A 14,046-nucleotide genomic window follows, 5' to 3' on the forward strand; every position below is an offset into this window, starting at 1 on the left:
GTCGTCATTCGCGCATTCATCGCCCAGATGGAAAAGGTCTTATGAACACGGTTGATGACTCCGTGTATCAAGTGTTGTTTGCATGGCTGCGTTTTTCCCCGACGTGAAAGTGCGTACTCTCCCATCACGCTCTGAGGAACCGCCATGGATATGTCCGTCACCCCTGCCCGCACCGACGCAACCGCGACCACGATTCGACTTGAGTCGCATCCGGGATATAGCCGCGTATTCCAGCCGCGCGAACTCACTGTCGGGCTGATTCTGCCGTTGGAAACGCACCCCGGCATGCCGCATCCTACGATGCATGAGCACATTTCGATGGCGCAACGCGCGGAGAGCCTGGGCGTCGCGGCGTTATGGGCACGCGACATCCCGTTCTTCGATCCCGCTTATGGCGACACCGGGCAGATTTTCGAGCCGCTGATCTATATCGCGCACCTCGCCGCCGCAACGCGCAATATCACGCTCGGCACGACGGGCATCGTGCTGCCGATGCGCGAGCCGCTGTTGTTGGCGAAACAGGTCAATTCGCTCGATCAACTGACGGGCGGACGTGTTGTGATCGGCATGTCGAGTGGTGACCGGCCGTCGGAGTATCCTGTCTTCGGCATCGACTTCGCGACGCGCGGCGAACGGTTCAGAGACGCCTACGGTGTTTATCGGAATGTCAGCGAAAGCGCGTTCCCGCAATTCGCGTCGGCGCGCTTCGGACGGTCGCTGGGTGCGCTGGATATGCTTCCCAAGCCGCCGTATGGCCGCACGCCCGCCCTTGCCGTCGGCCGCTCGCAGCAAACGTTGCAGTGGATCGCCGAGAACATGGATGGTTACCTCGGGTTCGTGCCGGATCCATCCGAGTTGCGCAGCTTCGCAGAAGAATGGCGCAGCCTCACACAGTCCACCGCCAACACGACTGCATTCAAACCACTCGCCTTTGGTGGCTTCCTTTATTTACATCCGAAGCCCGATCATCCGTTCACACGAATTCGCGGCGGGTTCGCCATAGGCAGCCGTGCGTTGAGAGAGTTCCTCGAACAGGCGCGCGACGCGGGCGTCAATCATGTTGCGCTCAACCCGCGGGTTACGCCGCGTCCGTATGTCGAGATACTCGATGAACTCGGCTCGATCGTACTCTCCGCTTTCCCTCCTCAATGACGGCCCCGTGCGGCGCCGTTCTTCAGGATACCTTGACGGGCGTGGTTCCGAATGCAGCCTCGTCAGCGCTTAACGCTTGTGCGATGGACTCGCGCAAGAAATCAATCCATGTTCTGATCTTCGCGTCGAGGTACTGGCGCGATGCATAGACCGCGTAAATATTGAGCAGCTGAAGATGATAGTCGGGCAGCACTCTAATCAACGAGCCGGACTTGAACGCCGATCTTATCGTCAACGTCGGCAGCGCACCGATACCCATGCCTTCGTGCAAGGCGGCCGCCATCGCATCGGGTACGTTGACCTTGAAGCGAGCGTTCTGCAACCGGAATTCACGCTCCCCATCCGGACCAACCAGCAGCCAGCGTTCGGACGGAAAAATGGGCATCGCCACTTGCAGACAAATGTGATGCGAGAGATCGTCGACGGACGTGGGTGTGCCGTGCTTCTGGAGGTACGCCGGCGCCGCGCACAGCACGCTGTAGACGGTCCCGAGCTGATGCGAAATGTAATTCGAATCGGGCAAGGCATCCGGCGACACCCTGAGCGCGACGTCGTATCCCTCTTCGAGCAGATCGGGCACGTTCTGCGACAGCGTCAGATCGACGGTCACCGACGGGTAGCGTTCCTGATAGGCAGCGATCGCAGGCACGACATAGTTCTGCCCGATACTCGCCATGGCGTGCACTTTCAGCGTTCCCACCGGCTTTGCATGGGCGTCGGACGCTTCGGCCTCCGCCTCCATCACCGACGCGAGGATCGCATGGCAGCGGTTCAGATAGCGCTCGCCGGCTTCCGTGAGCGCTATCCGGCGTGTCGTGCGGTTCAGCAATCTCGTACGCAAATGCGCTTCGAGTTCGGAGACCGAACGGGACACATAGCCTGTCGTCGCATCGAGTTGCTGCGCGGCGGCCGTGAAGCTGCCCGCTTCCGCGACCTCGACGAAAATCTTCATGTTACGGAACGTGTCCATACGCGCGACTCCACCGACAGGTCAGGCCTGCGTCTTTTATCTCGGTCGTAGCGGCACCAAATCGAAATGTGGCCCGGCCGGTCCATCCGTCAGCAAAACCTGGACGCGCTCTGGGCCGTCGTCGCCATGCTCCTGCCGGTCCTCGCGAGCGACGAGTTGGCCACGGGCGGCCGGACGTTACTCCGGCTGCTATGTCCGCGTCACTGTGTCGGGCGATTTTCCGACCATACGCTGGCGAGTGATGCGCACCTTCACACCTGCGGTGCAGGCACCCGTGGGTTGATCATTGTGCGCCAATAGGTGCCCGCATGGTGCGGACGCGGACTGCAGCGCCGTAGAAGCGGATTGTCAACGATCCACTCGGTAGGCGAAGACGCTAAACCTCCAGCTTCCGCTCGCTCATCCACCTGACGATCGCCGGATCCTGATGCGAAAAGAAGCTGCTCTTACCCACCTTTGCCAACCGCCTGTTCATTCATATAAGAGGCGGCGGTGTCGATATGGCGGTAGCCCGCGTTGATCGCGTTGATCGCGCAACGCTCGCATTCATCGTGGTCGCGTATCTGATAGACGCCGAAGCCAAGGATAGGCATGTCGACGCCATTGCTCAGGGTCACTTGCTGCATATCGGGTCCTTGTCACCTGTTCGATTGATTTGCGTTAGCGATCAATACGTTGCTGCATATGCGCCGGATAGCGCTCTCCAGCAATTTGAACATGCTGTAACGCTGATTCGATCGCCGCGAGATTGTCCGCCGACAACTCCACAGCTGCGGCCCCCACGTTCTCTTTCAACCGATGCAGCTTCGTGGTGCCCGGAATCGGCACGATCCCTGGCTTTTGTGCAAGCAGCCAGGCAAGTGCAATTTGCGCGCGCGTCACGCCTTTTCCGGCCGCTATCTCGCCGAGCAAGTCGACGAGCGCCGCATTCGCCTTGCGATTCGCTTCGGAAAACCGCGGCACGACGTTACGAAAATCGTTCGAGGCGAACTCGGTACCCGGGTTGATCGCGCCGGTCAGGAACCCCTTGCCGAGCGGGCTAAAGGGAACGAAGCCGATACCGAGCTCATCGAGCGTTGGGAGCACGGACTGCTCCGGCTCGCGCCACCACAACGAGTACTCGCTTTGCAGCGCGGCGACCGGTTGCACGGCATGAGCACGGCGGATCGTCTGAGCGCCCGCCTCCGACAAACCAAAGTGCTTGACCTTGCCTTCCCGAATGAGGTCCTTCACGGTTCCCGCGACATCTTCGATCGGAACGTTCGGATCGACGCGATGCTGGTAGAAGAGATCGATACGATCGGTCTTGAGCCGCTTCAACGAGGCCTCCGCGACCGCGCGGATGCGTTCGGGACGGCTGTCGGACGGATTCTTCGAATCGCCGTCCTGGAACCCGAACTTCGTCGCGATCACGATCTGGTCACGAAACGGCGCAACCGCTTCGCCCACCAGTTCCTCGTTGACAAACGGGCCGTAGCACTCTGCCGTATCGAAAAACGTCACGCCCGCCTCAAAGGCCGAACGGATGAGTGCGATGCCGTCGGCTCTCCCGACGGCCGGCCCGTAACCAAAGCTGAGACCCATGCAACCTAGACCGAGCGCCGAGACCTCGAGTCCACCGTTACCAAGCTTGCGCTTTTGCATTGCTCCATCTCCTTCGGATCGCCAAATGGCATGTGAAGGATGAAGCTTAGTCTGCTGTGATGGACTCAACAATCGGCCTACAATTGCATGGGCTTATGAACATCTCTCAACTATGCAGAAAGCTGGTCTTTCGGATCTGACGATCTTCGTGGAGATCGCGCATCAGCGCAGCTTCAGTGCGGCCGCGCGTAACCTGGGCGTGTCGCCGTCGGCGCTCAGCCATGCCATGCGCGCGTTCGAAGCACGTCTGGGCGTGCGAATGTTCAACCGGACGACGCGTTCGGTCGCGCTTACCGAGGCAGGAGAGCGATTGCTGCGGCGCGTAGGTCCCGCCCTCGCCGATCTGCAAAGCGCTGTGAGCGAAGCGGCTTCCACGCGCGACCGTCCGTCGGGCGTGATTCGCATCAGCGCGTCTGAATCCGCGGCAAAACCGCTCGTGCGCGGCGTCTTGCCAGGCTTCCTGACGCGATTTCCGGACATACATATCGAAATCGTCGTTGATACGCGGTTGGTCGATATCGTTGCCGATGGATTCGACGCGGGCATTCGCGTGCTGCAAGACGTTCCACGCGACATGATCGCCGTGCGCTTCGGAGACGATATGCGGTTCGCGGCCGTGGCATCGCCGGACTATTTACGGCAACATCCCGCGCCTCAGGCGCCCCATGATCTTGCGCAACATCGATGCATCCGCTTTCGTTTCGAGAGCGGCGCCCTGTATCGATGGGACCTCGAACGTCGCGGAAAGAGCGCGAGCATCGATGTCGATGGTCCGATGACGCTCGGCAACCTCAACCTCATGATCGAGGCAGCGCTCAACGGGATAGGTATTGCGTGGATTCCGGATTACATTGCAGCCGAGCACGTACAGTCGGGGCGCCTCGTCCAGTTGCTCACTGAGTGGAGCCCATCATTTCCTGGGCTCTGCCTTTACTACCCGGCGAATCGCCACCCACCAACAGCACTTCGATTATTTGCGAATGCAGTTCGGGAGTGGGCCGAAGGCGATATGAAAGACACACCGTCCGCGCTTTGACCGCAAAGACTGTTGACGGACGCCACCTCACGGTCATCGCGGCACAGGCAGGCCAAGCCTCCATATCAGATTGCTCCGCGCGCTCGTTTCGCAGCGGGCATGAAAAAAATCGGTGTAGTAAATGCGCGGACGTGCCAGCAGCTTGCCCAGAATCGTCCGTTCGTGCGTGTCGTAGGCGCGGTCGTCGAGGTCGGGACGTTCCGCTCTCAGGCGCACCCCGTCCTCGCGAAAACGATTGCGTCGAGCACCCAGCACCGCGAGGTCGATATCGCAGGCAAAGCGGTCGTCCAATCCGGCCGGCACACGCGTATGCTTCGTCGCCAGGATCATTTCGCAGATACGCCCGCCCGCAGCGATACGGTCATCTGCCCATTGCCGGAACCAGTCCGCGCTGCATTGCTCGTTGTCCCGCGCGCCGGGAACGTAGATCACGTCGTGACACCACAGCGCAAGTTCCACAACATCGGGATGAGGAATCGCGCTACGCGCCAGGTCGAGATCGCGCAAGCAGCGGCGGATATGACGCAGCGTGTGGTAATAGCGCGCCGGTTCGGCATATAGCTGCGCCAGCTCAGCATAGGCGGCCTCGGCGCGCAAGCCGCCGCTGCGTGACCACAATGCGATGAAGCGCGCCTGCGTCTGACTCATTCCCGCCCCTTTGCACCATGCGCCGACGCGTGAGCGTCCGGTGCCGTGCCTATCGCGACCTCGTTGCTGTGCGCCGATCGACTCGCAATGCTCAAAGAAACTCCTCGCGAATGTCGATACTCGAGCGTTGCCCAACGTTCCGGTAGTGATGCGTGAGCCACGCATCGGCTTCGCGCCGCCCGTTATCGCGCAGTCCGCAAAGGAAATCCCAATCGGCGTTGTACTTGCTGGACACGCTGAGCGCACACATTGCCTCGTCGGATCGAATGGAATGGATCAGCATCTCCTTCATCTCGTTACCATCCACTTTGCCATGCTGAATCAGATCTGTGACGAAGGCGATCGCGCGCATCTCACGCATCAGCGACGAATTGAAGCTGATTTCGCTGATGCGGTTGAGAATGTCGGCAGCCGTAATCGGCACGCCCCGGCGAACGAGCGGGTTGATGTGGACGATCACGACGTCGCGCGTATTGCAGTGGTAAATCAACGGGTAGATGGCTGGATTTCCCATGTAGCCGCCGTCCCAGTAGTGTTCACCGTCGATGGCGATCGCCTGGAACAGCGTCGGCACGCACGCGGATGCAAGCACGGCGTCCGCGCAGATATCCTCGCCCGTGAAGAGGCGTATTTTCCCCGTCTCGACGTTGGTCGCGCACAGGTACAGATGGATGGGACATTGTTTTCGCAACGCGGTGAAGTCGACCTGACTGTCGAGCACCTCGCGCAGCGGATTGAGATTGTTCGGATTGAACTGGTAGGGCGAGAAAATCCGCAGCGCCATGTCGGCGAACGCATATAACGGCGAATGATCGAACCCGAAGCTGTGCGTCCCTTTCAGCCACGGCATCCAGCGCAACGGGTTGTAATGCTCGGCCGATTGCGCCACGGCGTACCAGAAGTCGTGCAGCGCCTGCCGTGCGCCGTCCTCGTCCCCTTTCAGCAGCCCGTACGCGAGCACTGCGGCATTCATCGAGCCGGCGCTGGTCGCACTCACCCCTTCAATCGCGAGCCTGCCGTCCTCGAGCAGCCGGTCGAGGACGCCCCACGTGAACGCACCGTGCATCCCGCCACCTTGCAAAGCCAGCGCGACCGGCTTGTGCTCGTCATCGCCGCGACGTCTTGTATTCTTCGTCGTCATTTCCCGTCTCCTGGGTCACTGCGGATTCGGTAGCACTCGCCCGGCGCGGTGCGCCGGTCAATCACACACCAGTCGGCGCCACGTGTCATCGATCGTTCACCCCTCGCACAACGCCAACGCATCGAGCAAGGCTTTCGCCTCTCGCATGTCGGCGGTGTCAAAGCCTTCTGCCAGGTTGCCGTACACCTCGGACAACGCCTGGCGCGCGTCCGCCGTTTTGCCCTGGCATTGCCACAAACGGGCGAGGCTCGATGCGGCCCGCAATTCGAACGACCTGGCGCCCTGACGGCGGGCCACGGCGATCGCCTGATGAAAGCAGTCCTCGGCGTCTTCCGCGCGGGTGGCATCGCCGATGCGAGCGCCCGACGCACCGAGCAGCAGATGCCCCTTGATCCGATGCAACTCCGCCTCGTAGCAGTGCTCGCCTGAACGGCTCACCATCGCCATCGCTTCGTCGATCGCGCCGAGGCCCGCATCCGTCTCGCCCGCTTGCCGGTAGCTGTCGGCGAGCAGCGCCAAAAAGTACGAGTACCCCATTTCGGCCCCGGTCGCCCGGTAGCCGGCCATTCCCTCGCGCATCTGCGCAATTCCCTCCTGGAGGCTTCCCTGCTGGCACAGCACCCTGCCGCGCAGAATCGTTCCCCACGCGAGCCAGAACGACATCCCCTGCTCGGCCGCGAGCGACACGACGGCCTCCGCGTACTTGCGGGTCAGCGTCGCATCACCGCGAAACTGATGCAGTTGCGCCGTGTAGGCCAACGTCAGCGCGAGGCTCGAGCCACCGCTATATTTCCGGGCCAGTGCAAGCCCCTCCTGACTCCGTTCGCTCGACTGATCGGGGTATCCCTGATGCCACAGGGTCCAGGCCATAAAGTTCAGGGCGCGCACGCCCGGATCGATCACGTGGTCGTAGACCTGCTCTTCGTGCCTTTCCTGGAAATAGAAAACCAGCGCTTGTTCCTGGTGGACGCGGGCAGCTTCGAGATCGCCCTGGAAGAACAGGCTTGCCCCGAGCGCCAGATGCGCCTCCACCAGCAAGGCCGGTTTCCCGATCTGCCGTCCCATGCGCAGCAGCCGCTCTCCCAGTTCGTTCGCGGTACGGTACTCCGCGCGCAGCTGGTAATAAGTCCTCAGTCCCAGTTGCACCGGGAAGATCTTCGATGTCTCGCCGATCCGTTCGCACAACGTCAGCGCACGCGTGTACGCCGCCACGACCTCCGGCGCGCCATAGCCGCGGACGGCCACCAAGGCGGGCCCCAGCGAGAGCAGCAGCGTGAGTTCCTGCTGAGCGCGCTCGGCCGTGTCAGGCAAATGCTCGAGTAACTCCCGCGCCGCGCCGAGATGACGCATCGCGTCCAGATGGGCGGAATGCTCGAGCGCCTGTTGCCCGGTGCGGTGCAGGTATTCCACGGCCTTCGGGACATTGCCGCTCAGCCTGTAGTGATGCGCCAATTCGCTCCAGTAGTCCGCGATACGGGTGGAGAACAGCGCCTCGATGGCCTGCGCCGCACGCTCGTGCAAGGCGCTGCGGCGCTCAGTCAGCAGCGAGCGGCCGGCGACTTCCTGGGTCAGCGCGTGCTTGAACGAATACTCGACCTCCGGAAACGCGGGACGCTCGTAAATGAATTCCGCGGCCTCCAGCCGGGCCAGCAGCTCCCGCAACGCGTCATCGGTCGGGGCGCCCGGCCCCTCGCAGATGCGCTGGACCAGACTGAACGAAAACTCCTTGCCGAGGACGGCAAGCGCCTGCAGCAAGTCCTTCTCCGCGACAGGGAGCCGGTCGATGCGAGCGGCCAGCACGCCTTGCACGGTGGTCGGAATATGCAGCGCAGCCGGGGTGTGCTCGATCCGGAAACGGCCGGGCTCGCCCAGCAGCGATTTCTCTTCGACCAGCGTCTGGACGACTTCCTCCATGAAGAAGGGATTGCCCTCCGTCTTCTCCAGGATGAGCTGTTTGAGCGCTACGAGGGTGGGATCGTCCCCAAGCAGCGCGGAGAGCAATCCCTGGGCCTCCGCCGGACCAAGCGGTTCGAGTCGCAACTGGCTGCAATGGCCCACGCGTTCCCAGACAGGCTGATACTCTGGCCGGTAGTTCACCAGCAGCAGGATCCGTGAATTCGCCACGCGGTCGATGAGGCTCAAGAGAAATGCTTCGGTCTCGCGGTCCAGCCATTGCAGATCCTCGAACAACAACTCGATCGGCTGGTCGCGGCTCTCCCGCGTGAGAAGCTCGATGATCGCGTCAATGGTCCGGTCACGCCGGATCTGCGGATCCATTTCCGCGAGCGCCGATCCTCGCTCGCCGATGCCTAGCAGGTAGAGAAGGTAAGGCACGAGATCCTCGAAGCTTCGCTCGAGAGTCAACGCCTTGCCCATAACCTTTTCCCGACACTGCCGCTCGTCGTCGCGAGCGGTGATCTGGAAATAGTTCTTCAATAACTCGATGAGCGGCAAATAGGCGAAGGCCTTGCCGTGCGAAACCGAAAACGTCTCCAGCAACACACGGTTGCCCTGAGAGCGCTCCTTGAACTCATGGAACAGGCGCGACTTGCCGACCCCGGCCTCGCCCGCCACTGCGACGACCCGTCCGCGCCCCTCTTTTACCTCCTCCAGCGCCGCATGCAAATGGTCCAGTTCGAGCTGCCGGCCCACGAATCGGGCAAGGCCGCGATATGCCGACAGTTGCAGGCGCGTGCGCAACGCGCCAGGACCCAATACCTCATACACGACGAGCGGCTCGGGAACCCCTTTGACCAGGGTGGCCCCCAGCGCCTTGAACTCAAAATATCCCGTGGCGAGTTTGTATGTGCACTCGCTCACCAGAATCGACGAGGGGGCGGCGATCCCTTCCATCCGGGACGCGATGTGGATCGTGTGGCCGACCGGATCGTAATCGGTGTGGAGGTCGTCCGTGCGGATCGAACGCACGACGACCTCACCGGTGTGGATGCCGACGCGAATTTGCAGCGGGATACCTTTTTCCAGACGAATCCGGTCCCCGTGGCGGCGCATCGCATGCTGCATCCGCAGCGCCGCATACAGCGCGCGCTGCGGATGGTCCTCGTGGGCGATGGGCGCGCCGAACAACGCCAGGATGCCGTCGCCCAGCGATTTGGCGACATAACCCTCGTAGTAGTGGACAGCGTCCATCATCAGCGCGACGACGGGCTCGATCAGGCGCTGGGCTTCTTCCGGGTCCAGGTCGTGAACCAGCGCCGTGGACCCCGCCATGTCGGCAAATAGCGCCGTGACGGTCTTGCGCTCGCCGGCGATCTCGCCCCGGGCCTCCATGGCCGCCTGCTCGGCGCGGATGCGCTCGGCAAGGTGGTGTGGCGTGTAGTGGACAGGCGCCGGGGACGGCTCTGAAACGGACCGGGACTGCGCGGACGCCCCCGCGGGCCCATCAGTCAGCGGCGCGCCGCACTCGCTGCAGAACTTCGCGGAAGACCCCGCCTCTTGTCCACAGCGCGGACACGTGCGTGCCAGCATGGCACGGCATGCTTCACAGAAGCTGGCCCCAGCGGGATTCTCGAATCCGCAGTTTGTGCAGCGCATACGATCCCTTCCCTTGTCCCGTGCCTGCTTCTAAACATTAGGCGCAGGACCCGGTTGCGACAAGAGCGCCCTCCAGGGCCGTATCGTTAATTAGCCGAATAAGGGACTTTTTCCCGGAAGGCGCCATCGAGGCTGGCAATATTCTCGTTAGCCATTTGCAACAGGTCCAGGGCTAGCCTATCTTGAATCACTGAACGGGATTGCTAGGTGGGTTAAGTCAGAGGCCAATAGAAGCATCAGCCGGTCAATTCGAGCACAACGAGTCAGCCTTCGAGTGCCAAAGCGAAGCGTTGAGAACAGCAGGGAGACGCGGCTATGACGACACCGCTGCATGGACAGATGATGGATGTGCCGCTGACGGTTTCTTCGTTGCTGGCGCATGCGTCACGCTACTTCGGCACGACGGAGATCGTGTCGAAGCGCGTCGAGGGCGACGTGCATCGCTATACATATCGCGATTGCGAGCGGCGCGCAAAGCAACTCGCGCAGGCGCTCATCGCGCTTGGCGTCGAAGCAGGTGACCGAATCGGCACGCTCGCATGGAACGGCTACCGGCATCTGGAAACGTACTACGGCACGACAGGCTTCGGCGCCGTCTGCCACACGATCAATCCGCGGCTTTTTCCCGAGCAGATCGCCTATATCGTCAATCACGCCGACGACAGCTATGTGCTATTCGACCTCACGTTCGCGCCGCTCGTCGATATGCTTGCGCCACAATGTCCGAACGTGCGCGGCTGGATTGCGATGACGGACGAGGCGCATAGGCCGCGCATGTCGACGGACGCATCGTGCTACGAAGCGTTGCTCACGGAGATGGACGGTCAATTCGACTGGCCGCTCATCGACGAGCGAAGCGCCTCGAATCTTTGCTACACGTCGGGCACGACAGGCAATCCGAAGGGCGCGCTGTATTCGCATCGTTCCACGGTGCTGCATGCGCTAGGCGCATCGCTTCCCGACGCGATGGGCTTGTCCGCGCGCGATTCCGTGCTGCCCGTCGTACCGATGTTCCATGTGAACGCGTGGGGCATTCCGCACGGCGCGCCGTTGACCGGCGCGAAGCTCGTGTTCCCCGGCAAGGACCTCGACGGCAAGTCGCTCTACGAGCTGATGGAAGCCGAGCGCGTCACGTGTTCGGCGGGCGTGCCGACCGTGTGGCTCGGGCTGCTCAACTACGTGCGCGAAGCGGGCGTGCGGTTCTCGTCGCTGGAGCGCACGATAATCGGCGGCTCGGCGTGCCCGCCCGCGATGCTCAGGATGTTCAAGGACGACTATGGCGTCGAGGCCATCCATGGGTGGGGCATGACGGAGATGTCGCCGCTCGGCACGCTCGCAAGACTCAACTGGGAGCAGATGCAGCGCTCGCCCGACAAGCAGCGCAGGCTGCTCGAGAAGCAAGGGCATGTGATCTATGGCGTCGACATGAAGATCGTTGGCGACGGCGGGCGCGAATTGCCGTGGGACGGCGTCGCGTTCGGCGATCTGCATGTGCGCGGGCCGTGGGTGATCGACCGTTATTTCCGCCACGATACGTCGCCGCTCGTCGATGGCTGGTTTGCGACGGGTGACGTCGCGACGATCGATCGCGACGGCTTCATGCGCATCACCGATCGCAGCAAAGACCTGATCAAGTCCGGCTGCGAGTGGATCAGTTCGATCGACATCGAGAACGTGGCAGTCGCGCATCCCGCGGTGGCGGAAGCGGCGTGTATTGCCTGCGCGCATCCGAAATGGACAGAGCGGCCGCTGCTGGTGGTCGTCAAGCGTCCCGATAGCGATGTGACCCAGGACGAGCTGCGTGGATTCTACGAAGGCAAGGTCGCCAAGTGGTGGATTCCCGACGATGTCGTCTTCGTCGACGAGCTGCCCCACACCGCAACCGGGAAGCTGCACAAGCTGAAGCTGCGTGAGCAGTTCGGCGATTACATATTGCCGTCGGCACGCAAAGTTCAGAACTGTCCCTTGACCGATGAGGTTACGGCGGGCTCTGGGTCAACGCCTGTACCCGAATGATTGAAATAGGCTGTCAAAGGACCGCGCCAGACATGAATGCCGGCCGGTAACGAGAAAACAGAAGTCTGGCGAGACCTCATCGGCGAACTGTGCTTCCGCTGAGGGGCGGTTAGTACTAGCCTAGAAGATGGGCTAAAGCGGTGGACTGGCTGGCGCAAATCTCTGAAGTCACAATTGCCGGTCGTCTGCGCGTCTTTACCAGTGTGCTGTCGCAACGGAGCGAGGTCCGATATGCAATTGTCCGCCGTCACAATCGTCAAGCCCGAAACGACTAACTTCATCCTCGGGCAAACCCATTTCATCAAATCCGTCGAGGATATTCACGAGGCAATGGTTGGCACCGTGCCCGGCATCAAGTTCGGCCTGGCGTTCTGCGAGGCATCAGGCAAGCGCCTCGTGCGCCGCTCCGGCACCGAGGAAAGCCTGGTCGAGATGGCTTGCAAGAACGCGATGAGCGTCGCCGCGGGCCACAGCTTCTTTGTTTTTCTCGGAGACGGTTTTTTTCCGGTCAACGTGCTGAACGCGATCAAGGCGGTGCCCGAGGTATGCCGGATCTTCTGTGCGACAGCGAATCCCGTCGAGGTGTTGATCGCGGAAACGGATCAGGGCCGTGGCATTGTCGGCGTGATTGATGGATTCTCGCCGCTCGGCGTCGAAAGCGAGGAAGACGTGCAATGGCGCAAGGATCTGTTGCGCACGATCGGTTACAAGCTTTAGCGGCAATCGATGAGCGTGCCCAATGACGAACCTGTCTCCGCAACGAACCATGGAAAATCGACGCCTTCCACCGGGAACCCTGTGGCCTGCCATGCTGCGCCAGACCGCGCACGCGCTGCGCTGCGGCGCGCTGCAACAGATCGAAACCTTCCAGGCGGTGATCGAAAGCGGCGGCATCCGTTTTATCGTGCGGCAGGTTTCGAGCCTGAACCGCAAGGAGCAGCAGCGCCGGCAAACGCAAAAGCTTCATGACGGGGAGCGTCCATCCAAGAATCCATTCCTTCCCTATGAGCCGGATCTCTTTGTCGCCGATATCTCCGACACGCATGTGGCTTTGCTCAACAAGTTCAATGTCATCGACAATCATCTGCTGATCGTTACCCGTGCTTTCGAACCGCAGGACGCGCTCCTCAACCTGGCCGACTTCGAGTCGCTGATTGCCTGTATGGCCGAGTTCGACGGCATCGGTTTCTACAATGCAGGCGCTGCCGCGGGCGCGAGTCAGGCGCACAAGCATCTGCAAATCATGCCGCTGCCGCTCGGCGACTCTGAACCGCCGGTCCCCATCGAGCCCGTTCTCGCAACCACGCTTGCCGATGGTCTGCCGCAATGCGTACCAGGGCTGCCATTCCGGCATGCGTTCGCGCACCTCGAACCCGGCGCCGCGATCTCCGTGGCTGCGGCGCAGTCGGTCCTCTCCTGCTACCGTGCACTGCTCGAAGCCGCCGGCGTCCGACCGGTCGAGTCCAACGGTGAACTTCGTCAATCGGCGCCGTACAACCTGCTCGTTACACGCCGATGGATGTTGCTCGTACCGAGGTCGGAAGAGCGTGTCGAGGGCGTATCAATCAACGCATTGGGATTCGCCGGATCGCTCTTCGTGCGCGACGCGGCGCAGATGAAAGTGATCGAGCGGCTCGGCCCGATGGCCGCGCTGCAGCGGGTCGCGCTCCCCGCGACCGGTCTGCGATAGTGGGTCGATGTGGCGTTTCATCTGACCGGAGGTGCGTCGAAAAGTAGGGCCTTGTCGGGCGTCGACACCTATCACCCCCATCGCCAGTAGTGCCTTCGTGCATATCGTCGAAATCCGATATATGATTCGCCCTGTAGCGATGCAGTCGTGGGGGGGGGGGGGGGGGGGGGGCCCCCGGGGGGGGGGGGGGGGGT

The 14,046-nt window shown here is 61.9% G+C and carries 10 protein-coding genes and 1 pseudogene; 5 read left to right on the top strand and 6 right to left on the bottom strand.

The window, feature by feature from the left end; translation table 11 throughout:
- Nucleotides 1-144 precede the first annotated feature (144 nt).
- Nucleotides 145-1,152: a TIGR03571 family LLM class oxidoreductase gene (locus tag P0D96_RS31660; RefSeq protein WP_408317372.1), complete on the top strand. Its 1,008-nt coding sequence runs from the start codon at nucleotides 145-147 to the stop codon at nucleotides 1,150-1,152.
- A gap of 22 nt (nucleotides 1,153-1,174) precedes the next feature.
- Here the strand turns inward: P0D96_RS31660 and P0D96_RS31665 are convergent, their stop codons facing one another.
- The 3 genes and pseudogenes from P0D96_RS31665 to P0D96_RS31675 form a co-directional block, all read right to left on the bottom strand.
- A complete protein-coding gene (locus tag P0D96_RS31665; RefSeq protein ID WP_408177150.1) occupies nucleotides 1,175-2,122 on the bottom strand; it encodes a LysR family transcriptional regulator in 948 nt (315 codons plus the stop codon).
- 452 nt (nucleotides 2,123-2,574) lie between these two features.
- A pseudogene (locus P0D96_RS31670) lies at nucleotides 2,575-2,748 on the bottom strand (aldo/keto reductase); the annotation flags it as partial.
- A gap of 34 nt (nucleotides 2,749-2,782) precedes the next feature.
- Nucleotides 2,783-3,766, bottom strand: coding sequence for an aldo/keto reductase (locus P0D96_RS31675; RefSeq protein ID WP_408317374.1), 984 nt, complete (start codon nucleotides 3,764-3,766; stop codon nucleotides 2,783-2,785).
- Between the two features lie 112 nt (nucleotides 3,767-3,878).
- Here P0D96_RS31675 and P0D96_RS31680 point away from each other — a divergent pair, with 112 nt between their 5' ends.
- Nucleotides 3,879-4,802 carry a LysR family transcriptional regulator gene (locus P0D96_RS31680; protein WP_408317376.1) on the top strand — a complete coding sequence of 308 codons (924 nt, stop codon included), beginning with the start codon at nucleotides 3,879-3,881 and terminating at the stop codon, nucleotides 4,800-4,802.
- A 33-nt stretch (nucleotides 4,803-4,835) separates the two neighbouring features.
- Here the strand turns inward: P0D96_RS31680 and P0D96_RS31685 are convergent, their stop codons facing one another.
- The 3 genes from P0D96_RS31685 to P0D96_RS31695 all read right to left on the bottom strand — a co-directional run bounded on the left by P0D96_RS31685 (nucleotide 4,836) and on the right by P0D96_RS31695 (nucleotide 10,146).
- Entirely contained in the window at nucleotides 4,836-5,450 is a 615-nt protein-coding gene (locus tag P0D96_RS31685; protein WP_408177148.1) for an HD domain-containing protein, read from the bottom strand.
- A gap of 91 nt (nucleotides 5,451-5,541) precedes the next feature.
- Complete coding sequence (locus P0D96_RS31690) at nucleotides 5,542-6,591, bottom strand: patatin-like phospholipase family protein (RefSeq protein ID WP_408177147.1); 1,050 nt, start codon at nucleotides 6,589-6,591, stop codon at nucleotides 5,542-5,544.
- Nucleotides 6,592-6,687: 96 nt separating this feature from the next.
- Nucleotides 6,688-10,146, bottom strand: a complete 3,459-nt coding sequence (locus P0D96_RS31695; RefSeq protein ID WP_408317378.1) for an adenylate/guanylate cyclase domain-containing protein — start codon at nucleotides 10,144-10,146, stop codon at nucleotides 6,688-6,690.
- A 315-nt stretch (nucleotides 10,147-10,461) separates the two neighbouring features.
- On the opposite strand from P0D96_RS31695, the gene P0D96_RS31700 reads away from it, so the two are divergent.
- From P0D96_RS31700 to P0D96_RS31710, 3 genes are all read left to right on the top strand, one after another.
- Complete coding sequence (locus tag P0D96_RS31700) at nucleotides 10,462-12,162, top strand: 3-(methylthio)propionyl-CoA ligase (RefSeq protein WP_408281643.1); 1,701 nt, start codon at nucleotides 10,462-10,464, stop codon at nucleotides 12,160-12,162.
- Between the two features lie 231 nt (nucleotides 12,163-12,393).
- On the top strand, nucleotides 12,394-12,879 hold the full coding sequence (locus P0D96_RS31705) for an adenosine-specific kinase (protein ID WP_132382561.1): 486 nt from the start codon (nucleotides 12,394-12,396) through the stop codon (nucleotides 12,877-12,879).
- A 49-nt stretch (nucleotides 12,880-12,928) separates the two neighbouring features.
- Nucleotides 12,929-13,852: an ATP adenylyltransferase family protein gene (locus tag P0D96_RS31710; RefSeq protein WP_408177144.1), complete on the top strand. Its 924-nt coding sequence runs from the start codon at nucleotides 12,929-12,931 to the stop codon at nucleotides 13,850-13,852.
- Nucleotides 13,853-14,046: the final 194 nt, after the last annotated feature.

The organism is Paraburkholderia sp. RL17-347-BIC-D, assembly GCF_046027915.1.
Classification (GTDB): Bacteria; Pseudomonadota; Gammaproteobacteria; order Burkholderiales; family Burkholderiaceae; genus Paraburkholderia.